The sequence below is a fragment of the Streptomyces sp. YIM S03343 genome (genome assembly GCF_054729195.1).
The window spans coordinates 732,592-746,077 of sequence record NZ_JBPUKX010000001.1 but is presented as its reverse complement, the minus strand read 5'-3'; the positions used below and the strand labels follow the sequence as shown (position 1 = coordinate 746,077).

At 71.5% G+C, this 13,486-nt stretch carries 13 protein-coding genes; 4 read left to right on the top strand and 9 right to left on the bottom strand.

What is annotated here, in order from left to right:
• Positions 1-52: 52 nt before the first annotated feature.
• Positions 53-940: a fructosamine kinase family protein gene (locus tag ACSYGN_RS03250; protein ID WP_460391596.1), complete on the bottom strand. Its 888-nt coding sequence runs from the start codon at positions 938-940 to the stop codon at positions 53-55.
• Positions 941-973: 33 nt separating this feature from the next.
• Positions 974-1,576 (bottom strand): nitroreductase family protein, encoded by a 603-nt coding sequence (locus tag ACSYGN_RS03245; RefSeq protein WP_460391594.1) that lies wholly within the window; start codon positions 1,574-1,576, stop codon positions 974-976.
• A gap of 339 nt (positions 1,577-1,915) precedes the next feature.
• On the opposite strand from ACSYGN_RS03245, the gene ACSYGN_RS03240 reads away from it, so the two are divergent.
• The gene (locus ACSYGN_RS03240; RefSeq protein WP_460391592.1) at positions 1,916-2,209 is read left to right on the top strand and encodes a hypothetical protein; all 294 of its coding nucleotides are present in this window, start codon (positions 1,916-1,918) and stop codon (positions 2,207-2,209) included.
• A gap of 43 nt (positions 2,210-2,252) precedes the next feature.
• Here the strand turns inward: ACSYGN_RS03240 and ACSYGN_RS03235 are convergent, their stop codons facing one another.
• Positions 2,253-3,593: a jacalin-like lectin gene (locus ACSYGN_RS03235; RefSeq protein WP_460391590.1), complete on the bottom strand. Its 1,341-nt coding sequence runs from the start codon at positions 3,591-3,593 to the stop codon at positions 2,253-2,255.
• A 293-nt stretch (positions 3,594-3,886) separates the two neighbouring features.
• Here ACSYGN_RS03235 and ACSYGN_RS03230 point away from each other — a divergent pair, with 293 nt between their 5' ends.
• Positions 3,887-6,424: a discoidin domain-containing protein gene (locus tag ACSYGN_RS03230; RefSeq protein WP_460391588.1), complete on the top strand. Its 2,538-nt coding sequence runs from the start codon at positions 3,887-3,889 to the stop codon at positions 6,422-6,424.
• 247 nt (positions 6,425-6,671) lie between these two features.
• Here ACSYGN_RS03230 and ACSYGN_RS03225 read toward each other — a convergent pair whose 3' ends face one another.
• The 4 genes from ACSYGN_RS03225 to ACSYGN_RS03210 form a co-directional block, all read right to left on the bottom strand.
• Entirely contained in the window at positions 6,672-7,391 is a 720-nt protein-coding gene (locus tag ACSYGN_RS03225) for a DUF4232 domain-containing protein (RefSeq protein WP_460391586.1), read from the bottom strand.
• Positions 7,392-7,593: 202 nt separating this feature from the next.
• Positions 7,594-7,962: an ArsR/SmtB family transcription factor gene (locus ACSYGN_RS03220; RefSeq protein WP_460391584.1), complete on the bottom strand. Its 369-nt coding sequence runs from the start codon at positions 7,960-7,962 to the stop codon at positions 7,594-7,596.
• A 209-nt stretch (positions 7,963-8,171) separates the two neighbouring features.
• The gene (locus ACSYGN_RS03215; protein ID WP_460391582.1) at positions 8,172-8,546 is read right to left on the bottom strand and encodes a roadblock/LC7 domain-containing protein; all 375 of its coding nucleotides are present in this window, start codon (positions 8,544-8,546) and stop codon (positions 8,172-8,174) included.
• A gap of 229 nt (positions 8,547-8,775) precedes the next feature.
• Complete coding sequence (locus tag ACSYGN_RS03210) at positions 8,776-9,291, bottom strand: hypothetical protein (protein WP_460391580.1); 516 nt, start codon at positions 9,289-9,291, stop codon at positions 8,776-8,778.
• 274 nt (positions 9,292-9,565) lie between these two features.
• On the opposite strand from ACSYGN_RS03210, the gene ACSYGN_RS03205 reads away from it, so the two are divergent.
• Together ACSYGN_RS03205 and rpmG are read left to right on the top strand one after the other, a co-directional pair.
• Positions 9,566-10,138, top strand: a complete 573-nt coding sequence (locus ACSYGN_RS03205; protein ID WP_460391578.1) for a TetR/AcrR family transcriptional regulator — start codon at positions 9,566-9,568, stop codon at positions 10,136-10,138.
• 108 nt (positions 10,139-10,246) lie between these two features.
• Entirely contained in the window at positions 10,247-10,411 is a 165-nt protein-coding gene (gene rpmG, locus ACSYGN_RS03200) for a 50S ribosomal protein L33 (protein WP_460391576.1), read from the top strand.
• Between the two features lie 43 nt (positions 10,412-10,454).
• On the opposite strand, the gene ACSYGN_RS03195 is transcribed toward rpmG, so the two are convergent.
• Together ACSYGN_RS03195 and ACSYGN_RS03190 are read right to left on the bottom strand one after the other, a co-directional pair.
• Complete coding sequence (locus tag ACSYGN_RS03195; protein ID WP_460391574.1) at positions 10,455-11,909, bottom strand: cytochrome P450; 1,455 nt, start codon at positions 11,907-11,909, stop codon at positions 10,455-10,457.
• 196 nt (positions 11,910-12,105) lie between these two features.
• Complete coding sequence (locus ACSYGN_RS03190) at positions 12,106-13,359, bottom strand: MFS transporter (RefSeq protein WP_460391572.1); 1,254 nt, start codon at positions 13,357-13,359, stop codon at positions 12,106-12,108.
• Between the last annotated feature and the right edge of the window lie 127 nt (positions 13,360-13,486).

Sequence of the window (13,486 nt, the reverse complement as noted above, 5' to 3'; positions counted from 1 at the left end):
AGGCCCCATGCATAGGGGTTGTGAACAGGTCCCGCACGGCTGGAACAGGCGGTCAGCGGGCGGCCAGAGTGGTACGGGCCGCCGCGACCGCCTGCTCGGCGTATCCGCGGCCGAACAGCACGGTGTGCACCAGCAGCGGGAAGAGCTGATGCAGCCCGACCCGCTGCGCCCACCCGTCGGCGAGCGGTGCCGCCTCCTGATAGGCCGCCAGCACCCGGCCCAACTGCGGGCAGCCGAACAGGTGGAGCATCGCCAGATCGGTCTCCCGGTGCCCGCCGTGCGCGGCGGGGTCGATCAGCCGTACTGCACCGTCGGCACCCCACAGCACATTGCCGTTCCACAGATCGCCGTGCAGCCGTGCCGGCGGCTCGGCGAGTCCCGCGAGCTCGGGCAGCCGCTCGCACACCCGCTCCACCACGGCCGCCTCGCCCCGCCGCAGCGTCCCGGCGTCCACCGCGCGCCGCAGATACGGCAGCACCCGGTGCTCGGCGTACCAGTGCGGCCAGTCGGTGCCGACGGCGTTGCGCATAGAGGTGAGCCCGATGAACGCGTCCTCGAGGCCGCCCGGCGGCGGAGCGCCGAACGCCGGTGCCCCGGTGGAGTGCAGGGCGGCCAGCTCCCGCCCGAACCGCTCCGCGGCGGCGCCGGACGCGGGTCCCTGCGCCACCCGCTCGATCACCAGCCACCGCTCGTCGGCGCCGAGCACCTCCGGCACCCGTACCGCCCCGGCCTCGCCCAGCCAGCGCAGCCCGGCCGCCTCGGCGCGCGCCTCACCGGGCCGCTCGGCACGCTTGGCCACGACCGCCCGCCCGCCGTCCAGCGTGACCTCGGTGAGCGCCCCGGACCGCCCCCGCACCCCGGTGACTTGCCGCCCGGTCAGCCGGGCGACCGCGGCTTCGGGTGTCTCGTACGACGTTCCGGCTGCCGGGGAAGCGCTCATACCGCCAGCCTAGGGTCTGTCGGCAGACCTGGCTCAGGTGTGCCGGCCCCAATGGCCGCGGTGGACGACCTCCTCGGTGCCGCGCCGCCGTTCGGCGATCTCGGGGCTCTGCGGCGGCGTGTCGTCGGCGCGGAAGCCCACCGTGACGCCACCGATGGGCGTGTACCACTCGGGGATCCCGAACTCTTCACGGAACGGCCGCTGCTGCTCGGGCATGATGCCGAAGAAGCAGGCACCGAGCCCCTCGTCGACCGCCGTCAGCAGCATCATCAGGGCGGCCATCCCGGTGTCGATGTACCAGTACGGCACCGGCCAGCGCGCCTCGGCCCGGTCCTCCCAGCCCTTGTCCGGCTGGGCATAGCGCTCCAGATAGGCCGCCTTGTGGGCGAGCGGGACCACGACCAGCGGCGCCTGCTGCATGGTGGGGGTGTGCTCGACACGGGTGGGGACGAACGGCCAGAACCGGGCGCGGTCCGCGGGCTCGGTGAGTGCCAGGAACGCCCAGCCCTGCGAGAACCCGGCCGAGGGAGCGCGCAGCGCGGCGGCGAGGACGCGTTCGATCACTTCCGGGGCGAGTGGCTTGTCGGAGTAGTGCCGGATCATGCGCCTGCGGCGTACCACCTCGGAGAATTCCATGCCGGCAGATCCTGCCACGCCGGCCGTCCACCGTGCGGGACCGCACGACGGACGACCCGGCATGGCGGCACGCGGCACGCGGCATGGCGGCACGGCGGCACGGCGCGTACGCCGGCCGACTGCCGCGTCAGCCGCCGCCCCGCCCGCCGCTCCGGCCCTGCTCCACCCCGGAAAAGAAGATGTACGGTACAGCCTTCCGGCCCTCGCGGATCCTTTTCCAGGCGGCGACAGGGCCGTCGGATGTGGCCCGGGAGGGCTGCTCCGGCGGGACCGGTCGGCCCTGTTGCGGGTCGGCGGGGCGGGCGCAGGGTGGAAAGACAGTCACCGAGGGAGGCCGCCATGACACCCACCGAGTCACTGGCGCACGGCCTCATCGACGAGTTCTTCGCCGAGTTCCGGCCCCGCCACGACAAGGCCGAGGTGCGCTGGCGGGAGAACGGCGAGCTCGACCGGGTCACCGTCAGCCAGCTGCGCCTGTGGGCCGCCAACCGTGCGCTGGCGGCCCTCACCCCCGGAAGCCCGTCGACGGCGAGGGCCCGCACCCGCAACGAGAGACAGCTGCTGGGCCGCTGGCTGACCGAGAACAACCACCGGGGGCTGGACCGCGCGGGGCTCGGCGGGACCGAGTCGTAGGAGCTCGGCGGGACTGAGCGGTAGGGGCGCGGCGGGCGCCGGCTCAGCGCTGGGTGTAGATGAAGCCGATCTTGTCCACCTCGTCCCCGGACCGCCCGTGGAACCCGGCGAGCTGCCAGCCCGACGGCGTGGTGCGGGTCACACAGTCGGACGTCGTCGTGCCACCGGCGAGGGTGTGACCGAGGCTGGTGGTGAACTTGGTGGAGAAGATCCGTGTGTGGCCGTCCTTCACGCCCTCGCACAGCTGGACGGACGTCACATACTCCCCGCTCGCCAGGCTCAGTGACGCGGCCGTGCCGCCGGTGCCGCCGTGGGCGAGCGTCGTACCGTTCGCCAGTGTCACACCCATCTGGTCGATGCGTGCTCCGCTGCGCAGCGAGACCGCGGTGGCCCCGGCGCCCGCGGGCACGCTGTCGATGTCGTCGAAGTAGTCGCCGTGCGGTCCGCCGAACTGGTCGCTGAGCTGGAAGGCGGCGTTGCGCGACCAGGAGAACCGCACCGTGACCGGGTCGTGGTCGGAGAGCATCAGCCCGTCGTCGGTGAGGAACCCGGCGTGCTCGTTGTTGTAGTACGTCGCGTTCAGCGAGACGAGCTTGCTGCCGCGGTACAGGACCTTGTCGACGACCTCACAGGTGTTGGTGATCGCGCTCTCGTCGCACACCAGCGCGTCGCTGCCCTTGGCGGGCGCGCTGCCGCCCCGGATCAGCTTCACCCAGGCGTCCGTGAGCCCGTTCGCGGCGGCGAACTCGGCGATGGTGTCGCCGGTGCGGGTGTAGCGGGTGTTGGTGTCGCCCATCACCACCACCGCGTTGCCCGCGGAGTGGGTCGCGATGAAGGCGCCGAGCTGGCTGAGGTTGTCGGCGCGGGAGGCCAGATCGCCGTCGCTGGTACCGGCGTTGGTGTGCAGATTGTAGAAGTCGACGTACACGCCCTCGGCCAGGCGCTCCCGCATGAAGGTGAAGCCCTTCGGGGTCAGGCAGTCGCCCGAGTCGTACTGGCAGGAGTCCCAGTGCACCCGCTCGAAGTCGTCGGTGTCGTACGGGATGTCCGAGAGGGTGTTGAGCCCGCTGCCGATGCCGGCGCCGCCGCTGGTGGGGGTGCGGTAGGGGTGGGAGTCGGTCGCGTACAGGTTGGCGTGGTAGTTGAAGTCCTCCTGGACATGGACGATGTCGTACGGCGCGAGGCGCTGCCCGATCGCGGTGGTGGCGGTGTTCCTCGGGGTGGGGGCGCTGGAGAGGCCCTGGGGGAGTCCGGCCACGTTGTAGCTGAGCACGCTGAAGGCGCCCGAATCTGACGCTGAGGCGGCGGACGCGGCGGGCGCGGTCGCGGTGAGCCCGCCGAGCGCCGCGGTGGCCGCGGCGAGGCAGGCGAGAAGTCTGCGCATGGAGAGGTCTCCTGGGGGTCGGACACGGGTGTGATGTGCGATGCGCGGTGTGACGTGAGGCGAGCATGACAGAACTGACTGTCAGTCACCTGAAGAATGCGTGTCTTGGGGCTTGCCGGGCACAAGTCCTTTTGAGTTAAATCAAGGTGTGAACTAAGCATCAGGTCTGGCTGGTTCAGGTTTCCGTGCGCCCGGAACCGGTCCGGGCGCCGGTCAGCACCGCACACTCCCCGAACCGAGTCCGCACACCCGTAAGGGACTCCCACACCCCACGACCCGCAGGGAAACATGGCATGAGACTCAGACACCTGGGCGTCGCGCTCGCCGCGACGGCGGCCCTGGTCACCCTTCCCCCGCAACACCCCGCCGGAGCAGCCGACCTGCCCCTCTCGCAGGGCAAGCAGGCCACCGCGTCGTCGACCGAGAACGCCGGTACCCCGGCCTCCGCCGCCGTGGACGGCGACACCGGAACACGCTGGTCGTCCGCCGCGAGCGACGACCAGTGGCTCCAGGTGGACCTCGGCGCCACCGCCACCGTCACCCAGGTCGTCCTCAACTGGGAGGCCGCGTACGGCAAGGACTACAAGATCCAGCTGTCGGCCGACGGCAGCACCTGGAACGACGCGAAGACCGTCACCGGCGGCGACGGCGGCACGGACACCGTGGACGTCTCCGGCCAGGGCCGCTACGTACGGATGCAGGGTGTGCACCGCGCCACGGCATGGGGCTACTCCCTCTGGGAGTTCCAGGTCTTCGGCACCACCGGCGGCGGCTCCGCCTCCTGTGACTCCGCCAACTCCGCGAAGGGCCGCCCGGCCACCGCCTCCTCCACCGAGAACGCGGGCACCCCGGCCTCCGCCGCGTTCGACGGCGACAGCGGCACCCGCTGGTCCAGCCAGGCATCCGACCCGCAGTGGGTCCAGGTGGACCTCGGCTCCGTGCGCGACCTGTGCGGTGTCGACCTGAGCTGGGAGGCCGCGTACGGCAAGGACTTCCAGATCCAGGCGTCCTCCGACGGCAGCGACTGGAGCACCCTGAAGAACGTCACGGGCGCGACCGGCGGCAGTTCCTCCTACGACATCTCCGGCTCCGGCCGCTATCTGCGTGTCTACGGCACCGCCCGCGGCACCGCCTGGGGCTACTCGCTCTGGGAGGTCGCCGTGCACACCGGGACCACCACCACCGGGCCCATCCAGGGCGGCGGCGACCTCGGTCCGAACGTCATCGTCGTGGACCCGTCGACGGCGAACCTCCAGCAGAAGTTCGACGACGTCTTCGCCCGCCAGGAATCCGCCCAGTTCGGCTCGGGCCGCTACCAGTTCCTGCTGAAGCCGGGCACGTACAACAACATCAACGCCCAACTCGGCTTCTACACCTCGATCTCCGGGCTTGGCATGAACCCGGACGACGTCCGGCTCAACGGTGACATCACCGTCGACGCGGGCTGGTTCAACGGCAACGCCACGCAGAACTTCTGGCGTTCGGCGGAGAACCTCTCCCTCAACCCGGTCAGCGGCACCGACCGCTGGGCGGTCGCGCAGGCCGCGCCGTTCCGCCGTATCCACGTCACCGGCGGACTCAACCTCGCGCCCAACGGCTACGGCTGGGCCTCCGGCGGCTACATCGCCGACTCGAAGATCGACGGCACCGTCGGCCCGTACTCCCAGCAGCAGTGGTACACCCGCGACAGCTCGGTCGGCGGCTGGACCAACGGCGTGTGGAACATGACGTTCAGCGGTGTCCAGGGCGCCCCCGCCACCAACTTCGACAGCGGCCCCTACACCACCCTCGACACCACCCCGGTCTCCCGCGAGAAGCCGTTCCTCTACCTGGACGGCAGCGACTACAAGGTGTTCGTACCCGCCAAGCGCACCAATGCCCGCGGGGTGTCCTGGCCCGCGAACGCCGGCACCTCGCTCCCGCTCAGCCAGTTCTACGTCGTCAAGCCCGGCGCGACGGCCACCACCATCAACGCCGCACTCGCCCAAGGCCTCAACCTCCTGTTCACGCCCGGCGTCTACCACCTGGACCGCACCATCGACGTGACCCGGCCCGACACCGTGGTGCTCGGACTCGGTCTGGCCACCATCGTCCCGGACGGCGGCGTCGACGCCATGCACGTCGCCGACGTCGACGGCGTCCGGCTGGCCGGCTTCCTCATCGACGCAGGTGCCACCAACTCCGACACCCTGCTCCAGATCGGCCCGGCCGGTGCGAGCGCCGACCACTCCGCCGACCCGACCACCATGCAGGACGTCTTCATCCGCATCGGCGGCGCGGGCCCAGGCCTCGCCACCAACTCCGTCGTGGTCAACAGTGATGACGCCGTCATCGACCACACCTGGATCTGGCGCGCCGACCACGGCGACGGCGTCGGCTGGGACACCAACCGCGCCGACTACGGCCTGAAGGTCAACGGCGACGACGTCCTCGCCACCGGCCTCTTCGTGGAGCACTTCAACAAGTACGACGTGCTGTGGAGCGGCGAACGCGGCCGGACGATCTTCTTCCAGAACGAGAAGGCGTACGACGCCCCGAACGCCGCCGCCATCACCCACGACGGCATCGTCGGCTACGCGGCCTACAAGGTCGCCGACACCGTGAACACCCATGAGGCCTGGGGCCTGGGCAGCTACTGCAACTACACGTCCGACCCGTCGATCGTGCAGGCCCACGGCTTCCAGGTGCCCGTCAAGTCCGGCATCAAGATGCACGACCTGCTGGTGATCTCCCTCGGCGGCAAGGGCCAGTACGCCCATGTCGTCAACACCACCGGCTCGCCCACCTCGGGCACCGACACCGTCCCTTCCAAGGTCACGCTGTTCCCGTGACCCGGGGCTGACACCACGCCGGGCCGGGACCCCCTGGAGGGTTCCGGCCCGGCGCCTTTCTGCCGCCCAGGCCGTGTCTGACCATTCCCGCCGGGCGCGCGGCGTCTGGCACGGCACCTCGCCGCGTTGTCGGATCACCCGAGTACGTCCAGTACGCGGGCGATCCTCCGCCTTGCGATGCACCGCACCAGACGCCGCGCGCTGATCCGACGCGAATTGTCAGACACGGCCTAACGGCGGCCCGGGGTCAGGACGGCTTCGCCGCCGAGACCGCCGTGGCGGTCACCGTGTCGTCGCACTCGGCGAACACCCCGTCGTCCAGGGCGACCTGGTGCTTGCCCGCACCGGGCAGCCCGACCACGATCGTCGGGTACGAGGACGGCGTCGCCCCGGACTTGCAGTAGCCGTCGGCCTCGCCCTGCACCTGGACGAAAGTCAGCTTCACCCAGGCCTTGCCGCCCGGCGCCAGCGTCACCGCCGACGCCGTACCGGCCGGGGTCACCGCCAGCGGGCGGTTCTTCTCGGGGGAGCCGTTCCCGGCGCCCGCCACGGTCGGGTGGCCGCTGAGGACGCAGGTCTTGCCGGAGACGTTGGTGAACTCGACGATCGCCGCCCCGGTCCCGGTGCCGTCCGGGCGGACGGCGGCCTGGCGGGCGGAGACGTCCAGGGCCGACACCCCGCAGCCGGCGGCGGCCGGGCCCGACGAGGCGGTCACCGGAGAGGCGGTGGTGCCGGCCGGCTTCGACTTCGACGGGGAGGGGGTGGCCGCGGGCGAGGCCTTCGACGTGGGGGAGGAAGGGGAAGGTGCAGATGTGGCGGTGCCCGGGGCCTTCGACGGCTTACCGGACCCCGAGCCCGTGCCCGCCCCGGTCGTGTCGCCGCCGGGCTGGCACGCGGTGACCGCCAGCGCCGCCGAGACCACGGCCGCCGTCGTCACGGCCCGGCGGATGCCCTTGATGTACTGCATGAGTCCCCCGAATGTTCGGATCGCACGGTTCCGGCAGGTTCGCCGGAACTCGGCGAGGGAGACATCACGGAGGGCCGTGGGGTTTCCGCTGTGAGCCCGCTGTGACAAGCCGGTGACACGATCAGGGCCGGACCGGCACGCGGACACGTGCGCGGTCCGGCCCATGGGCGGAACCCTCATACCCGGCCGTCGGCCGCGGTCGTCATCTCCGGCCGACGCCCTCGCGGGGCGCCGCGACGGTGACGTCGGCCTGCCGCAGCTCGGCCAGCAGCTCGTGCTGGCCCACGAGCAGCTCGGTGAGGATACGGCGGGCCGCCCGCAGCAGTTCGGCGACATCGCCCCCGGCGAGCGCATAACTCACCGTGGAGCCCTGGCGGATGGAGACCACGATCCCGGATCGCCGCAGCACGGCGAGCTGCTGCGAGAGGTTCGAGGGCTCGATCTCGATCTCGGTGAGCAGATCCCGCACGGAGACGGGGCCGCCCTGCAGCAGCTCGAGAACCCTGATACGCACCGGGTGTCCGAGCATGCGGAAGAACTCGGCCTTTGCCTGGTAGAGGGGGATCTGCATGGTGAAACGCTCGCTCCCTGCCGCTTTCCTGGGGATGTGCTCCCGGCGCTGGCACGCCGGCTTGCGTGCGGGCCGCCGGGAACGGGTCCTGCTGGCCGATCCTCGCGGTTGCGGGCTCCGCGCACCCGAGGGATGCGCTGATCTGGATGTCTCGATATGAAGAAATCTTCAATTCGAGGGCGTACGGAGCCCCGCCACACACGTTCCGGCTAGACCTCGAGCTCGCTCTCGATGCGCTTGAGCTGGTGCCGCGCCATGGCCAGGTTGGAGCGGCCCCGGTCGAGGACGACGTACAGGAACAGCCCGTTGCCGGCACGCCCCGACACCAGCCGGATGAGGTGGTACTGGTTGCCGAGCGTGATCAGGATGTCCTCGATCTCGCCCTTCAGCCCGAGGTGCTCCATGGTGCGGACCTTGGCCCGGATCACGTCGGTGTTGCCCGCCGCGGCGACGCTGAGGTCGAGGTCCTTCCCGCCCCCGAGCGTCCCCAGGGCCATGCCACTGGTGAAGTCGACCAGCGCGGCGCCCAGCGCACCCTCGACCGCCGTCATCGTCTCCTTCAGGGACACTTCCACATTGGCCATGACGTCTGCTCCTGCTGCCACTTGGGCCGGCCGCTCCGGCCCAACTCGTGCCCCGAACCGTACGGAGCGCGCCCAGCCGGAGGGCACCGTGGTCTGGGACTGGCGCAAGGAAGTTCGAAGTGCACCGGAACGCGCCGGTTTCCCGACCGGGTCCGACCGTCCGCTGCCGTTCCCCGATCGGACAGGCCCTAGCGCTCCGTACTGCCGGGCGGGGCGCCGAAGCCCGGGATCAGTTCCACAGACGCAGCGTCATGACGGGCTGGTAGCCCTGCGGCCTGCCGTCGGGGTAGAACAGCCGCATCCTGGTGAACTGCTCCAGCCGCGGATGCTGTTTCCAGGGTTCGGCGCGGTCGAGGCGCACGATCACCCGGTAGGCGTGGAACGTGCCTGCCGCGCAGAACGGTTTGCAGTCGTTCACCCAGTTCAGGCCCCGGCCCAGCGCCGAGTTGGTTCCCCAGAACGCCCAACGCATCTTGGCGAGAACGCTGTTGCCGTCGCCGCAGGCGAGGATGAAGTTGTGGGGCCGCACCCGCGGGTGCGAGAAGCAGTCGACCAGTACGGGCCGGTTCACCTGCCGGGGCACCACGGCCTGTGCGGCCGTCGACGCTGCCGTGGTCGCCGGGGCCACCGTGGCCGTCCGGGTCGGGGGAGCCGCGGGAGCCGCCGAGGCCGTCGTCATGGCGGCGGAGAGAAGGGCGGCCACGCCGAGCGTGACCGCTGCCGTCGGTACCGTGCGTCTGACCATGTCCGCTCCCGACCGCGTCGTTCGGCGACCGCGGTTCCCCCGGCCGCCGTCTCTCGCTCCCTTCGACGCTACGACCGCAGGACGGGATGCACCACTCGCACCGCCCGTGATCACCCGTGCCGGTCAGCCACGGGACACAGGTGCGACACGGGCCGCGCACCCGAATGCTTCGGCTGCCCTCCTCCCGATCCCACAGCCATCCGATCTGCCTATAGATTTTAGGCAGTCACACAGTCGATGAAGGCAGAAGATGAAGGCAGAAGGGAGGAGTGCTGTGGTGCGTGCGGGACTGACTGCGGAGCGGCTGATCAGGGCCGGGGCGGAACTCGCCGACGATGCCGGCTTCGAGCAGGTGACCCTGTCGGCGCTGGCCAGACAGTTCGACGTCAAGGTGGCGAGCCTCTACTCCCACCTCAGGAACTCCCAGGACCTCAGGACCGGCATCGCGCTCCTCGCCCTGGAGGAACTCGCCGACCGGGCCGCCGACGCCCTCGCCGGACGGGCCGGGAAGGACGCCCTCGCCGCCTTCGCGGACGTCTACCGCGACTACGCCCGTGACCACCCCGGCCGCTACACCGCCGCCCGGCTCCGCCTCGACCCCCAGGCCGCCGCTGCCAGCGCGGGCGTACGGCTCGCCCAGATGACCCGGGCCGTGCTGCGCGGCTACGACCTGGAGGAACCCGACCAGACCCACGCCGTACGGCTCCTCGGCAGCGTCTTCCACGGCTACGTCAGCCTGGAACTCGCGGGCGGCTTCAGCCACAGCGCCCCCGACAGCGCGGAGACATGGACGCGGATTGTCGACGCCCTCGACTCCCTGCTGCGGAACTGGCCCCCACCCGCCTGAGCGGCCCCCCGGAGGGCGGGAATGCGGGGAGCGGGTCCGCTGTTGGAAGAGCGGTGATGACATGCGCGGATCAAGGACTCCGTGCGATGTGATCGAAGAGAGGACCCCATGGCACGCACCACCACCCGTCCCGTCGTCAAGCTGAGGTCGACGGCCGGGACCGGCACCACCTATGTCACCCGCAAGAACCGTCTCACCCACCCCGACCGGCTCGTGCTGCGCAAGTACGACCCCGCCGCCGGCCGGCACGTGCTGTTCCGCGAGGAACGCTGAACAAGGCCGGGGGCTGACGGGAGCCGGCGGACGGCGCGGGGGCTCAGTGGTCGCCCATCCCGATCAGCCCGGCGAGATACCGCCACAGCGACGACCGCCGCTCGGGCTGCTCCGCCACCATGGCCTCGGCGCCCCCCGCCGTGCCCCCGGCCTCCGTCACCTCGTCCGCCGCCGCGTCCGCCTCCCCGGCCTCCGCCGTCCTAGGCGGTGCGACCTCGGCGGGCGCGGCGAGCTCGTACCGTACCGGCAGCGACCGCAGCCCGCGCATGAACGGCGAGGAGCGCCACGGGAGCTGATCGACGGGCAGCGCGAGGTCGAGGTGGGCGAACCGCCCGAAGACACGGCTCACCCCCACCGCGGCGATGGTGGACGCCAGTTCCTTGGCCGGACACTGGCGCGGACCCGCGCCCCACGACAGATGCGCGCGGCTGCTGATCGTCGAGCCCGGGGTCATCTGGTCGGCGAACACCGGGTCGGCGTGCGCGGCGGCGGACGACACCCACACCGGATCGCCCGCGTGGATCGTGTAGTTGCCGAGCCGGGTGTCCTCGGCGGCGAACCGCGGCACGAAGTTCACCAGCGGCGGCTTGCGCATCACCACCCGGTTCATGGTCTCCCGCACCATCCCGGCGGACAGCACGGCACGCACCCCGCCCTCCGCCTCGCCGGAGATCACCTCGACGACGGTGTTGGAGATGAGGATGCCGACGTGGTCGGAGGTCATGCCGAGCAGCATGAACAGCTCGCGGGCCAGCTCGTCGACCGTCAGACCGGGGTATGCGGCGAGGAGTTCGGAGGGGAAGTCGTCGCCCGGCTCGCGCATCTTGGCCTCGGCCAGGGCGCTGAGCGTGTCCAGCAGCCGGGCCAGGGCGGGCTCGGCGTCGGGGCCCGCGTCGAGGATCCGCCACATGTCCATCAGGGCGTCGTCGCCCTGCGAACCGGGGAAGCCGAGCAGATGGCTGGCCGCCATCAACGGCAGCGGACGGGAGAACTGCGCGGACAGATCGGCGAGTCCGGTGGGCCCGCCCTGGGCGAGCAGGGTGATCAGTTCGTCGGCGTACTCGGTGACGGCAGCTTTCAGCCGCTTCGCCTGCGGGCGGCGCGGATCCTGGAACGGCCGCAGCGCCGCGTCCCACGCGGTACGCAGCGTGCGATAGCCCGAACCGCCCTGGATCAGGATGTGGTTGACCTCCAGCGACGGGGCGAGCGGCCAGTCGCTGGGCACCCTGCCCTCGGTCCGGGCGCGCCAGTTCTCCAGTCCCTTGGGCCAGTTGGCGTCGTCCTGGAGCACCTCCAGGGACTCCCGGTAGCCGAGGACCAGCCAAGCCGGGACACCGAGCAGATCGACGGGGGCGACCGGCCCGTGCTGTTCGCGCAGCCGTTCGTAGACCAGGGCGGGGCGCAACTCGTAGTCCCGGGTGAGCAGGGGTTGCGGGGCCAGTTCCTCCAGGCGTACGCCGTCGAGGTTCGACTCTTCGCCGACCAGATGCGGTTCCATCGTTGAGCAGCCCTCCGACACTCCCCGCGACACCCCGTGACCGATGGGTGATCGCGAACCGTGGGAGACCCTACCCCAGGAAGAAAGGATTCTCATGCTGGGTACCGGCGGGTAGCAAGGATACCTGTCGCCGACGTCAATCCTCTTTCCGGCTCTTCGAGTTGAGCGGCACGATGCCCCACTGAGAACGCCCCGCTCAGTCCGCGGTCTGGGCGTGCAGCACCGGGTCCACCCGCAGCCGCAGGAAGGCCAGCGACAGGGCGACCGCCTGCAGCGCCGCGCACACCGCGACGACGGTGCCGAGCTGCGGAGGCGGGGTGAGCGCCACGGCGATCCCCGCGACCGGGAACGGCAGCAGCAGAAGCAGGATGGTCAGCGACAGCGTGCTGCCGAAGACCGCCGGCGGGACGAGACGGGCGCGCAGAGTGCGCAGTACGACGGTGAGACCGCCGTCGGCGGCCATGAACAGGGCCACCAGCACGGCGTACGCGGCATACGTCGGCGCCTGTGCGAGGGCGAGGCAGGCGGCGGACGCGACGGAGGAGCAGACCGCGCCCACGGCCCACAGCCCCCACCGGCTGAGGGCGAACCGGCACACGGTGATCGCCAGCAGGGTCGCGGCCGCCGCGGCCGACCAGAGGGTGCCGACGGCCGCCGAGGACCGGCCGAACCGCTCGGTCACGAGGACCGGCGCGGCCGACTGGAGCAGCGCGAGCGCCAGGTTGGACACCGCGAGCCCGGCCACCATCAGCCGCAGCGCGGGCAGCGAACGCAGCGTCCGCCAGCCCGACTTGAGCCCGCCGCCGGGCCTGCCCCGGCCGCGCAGCGGGGTCGGCGGGGTGTGCAGGGCGAGAGCGGCGGCGAGGAACGACAGCGCGCTGAGCGCCGCGAGCATCGGGGCCCCTCCGGACAGCAGCAGCACACCGCCGAGCGCCGGTCCGGCGAGGGTGGCGGACTGGTCGACGCCGATCAGCACGGACTGCACCCGGTGCGCGCGGCCCGCGGCACGGTGGCTGACGACGCCGCCCACCGCCTCGCCCGCGACAAAACTGAACTGGGAGAGCGCACCGGTCGCGGCGGCCAGCGCCAGCACCGTGAGCGTCTGCGCCGTACCGCGCGGCAGCATCAGAAGCGCCACGCATCCGGCGGCGGTGAGGACGCCGCGGGCGAAGGAGGCGAGAAAGCCGACGATCGCGGCGCCCCGCCGCTCCACCAGATCGCCCGCGAGGCCGAACGCCGCCACCCGCGGAATCCATTCCAGCGCGAAGGCCAGACCGGTCAGCGAGGCGGAGGCGGTGGTCGCGAGCACCAGCATCGGCATGGAGTACGTCGACATGGCGAACGCGAACGCGTCGGCGGCGCGCGGTGCGTAGACCCGGCGGAGCATGCCTCCGGTCGGCACGGCGGCGTGCCGGCCCGCGGGCAGGACCTCGTAGGAGGAGGTGGTCACGAGGTGGGGGGCTTTCGGGTAGGGGGAAGCCGGGAGGCGGGAACCGTGGGAACAGCGGGGACAAGGGGTGCGCGGAGCGTGGGAGCCGAGGCAGGGAGGAAGTGGCGCACGGGGGCGAGGGGAAGGG

Bases quoted from the DNA above. Each gene is read 5' to 3' on its own strand.
- ACSYGN_RS03250 (WP_460391596.1), bottom strand. From the start codon at position 940: ATGAGCGCTTCCCCGGCAGCCGGAACGTCGTACGAGACACCCGAAGCC.
- ACSYGN_RS03245 (WP_460391594.1), bottom strand. From the start codon at position 1,576: ATGGAATTCTCCGAGGTGGTACGCCGCAGGCGCATGATCCGGCACTAC.
- ACSYGN_RS03240 (WP_460391592.1), top strand. From the start codon at position 1,916: ATGACACCCACCGAGTCACTGGCGCACGGCCTCATCGACGAGTTCTTC.
- ACSYGN_RS03235 (WP_460391590.1), bottom strand. From the start codon at position 3,593: ATGCGCAGACTTCTCGCCTGCCTCGCCGCGGCCACCGCGGCGCTCGGC.
- ACSYGN_RS03230 (WP_460391588.1), top strand. From the start codon at position 3,887: ATGAGACTCAGACACCTGGGCGTCGCGCTCGCCGCGACGGCGGCCCTG.
- ACSYGN_RS03225 (WP_460391586.1), bottom strand. From the start codon at position 7,391: ATGCAGTACATCAAGGGCATCCGCCGGGCCGTGACGACGGCGGCCGTG.
- ACSYGN_RS03220 (WP_460391584.1), bottom strand. From the start codon at position 7,962: ATGCAGATCCCCCTCTACCAGGCAAAGGCCGAGTTCTTCCGCATGCTC.
- ACSYGN_RS03215 (WP_460391582.1), bottom strand. From the start codon at position 8,546: ATGGCCAATGTGGAAGTGTCCCTGAAGGAGACGATGACGGCGGTCGAG.
- ACSYGN_RS03210 (WP_460391580.1), bottom strand. From the start codon at position 9,291: ATGGTCAGACGCACGGTACCGACGGCAGCGGTCACGCTCGGCGTGGCC.
- rpmG (WP_460391576.1), top strand. From the start codon at position 10,247: ATGGCACGCACCACCACCCGTCCCGTCGTCAAGCTGAGGTCGACGGCC.
- ACSYGN_RS03195 (WP_460391574.1), bottom strand. From the start codon at position 11,909: ATGGAACCGCATCTGGTCGGCGAAGAGTCGAACCTCGACGGCGTACGC.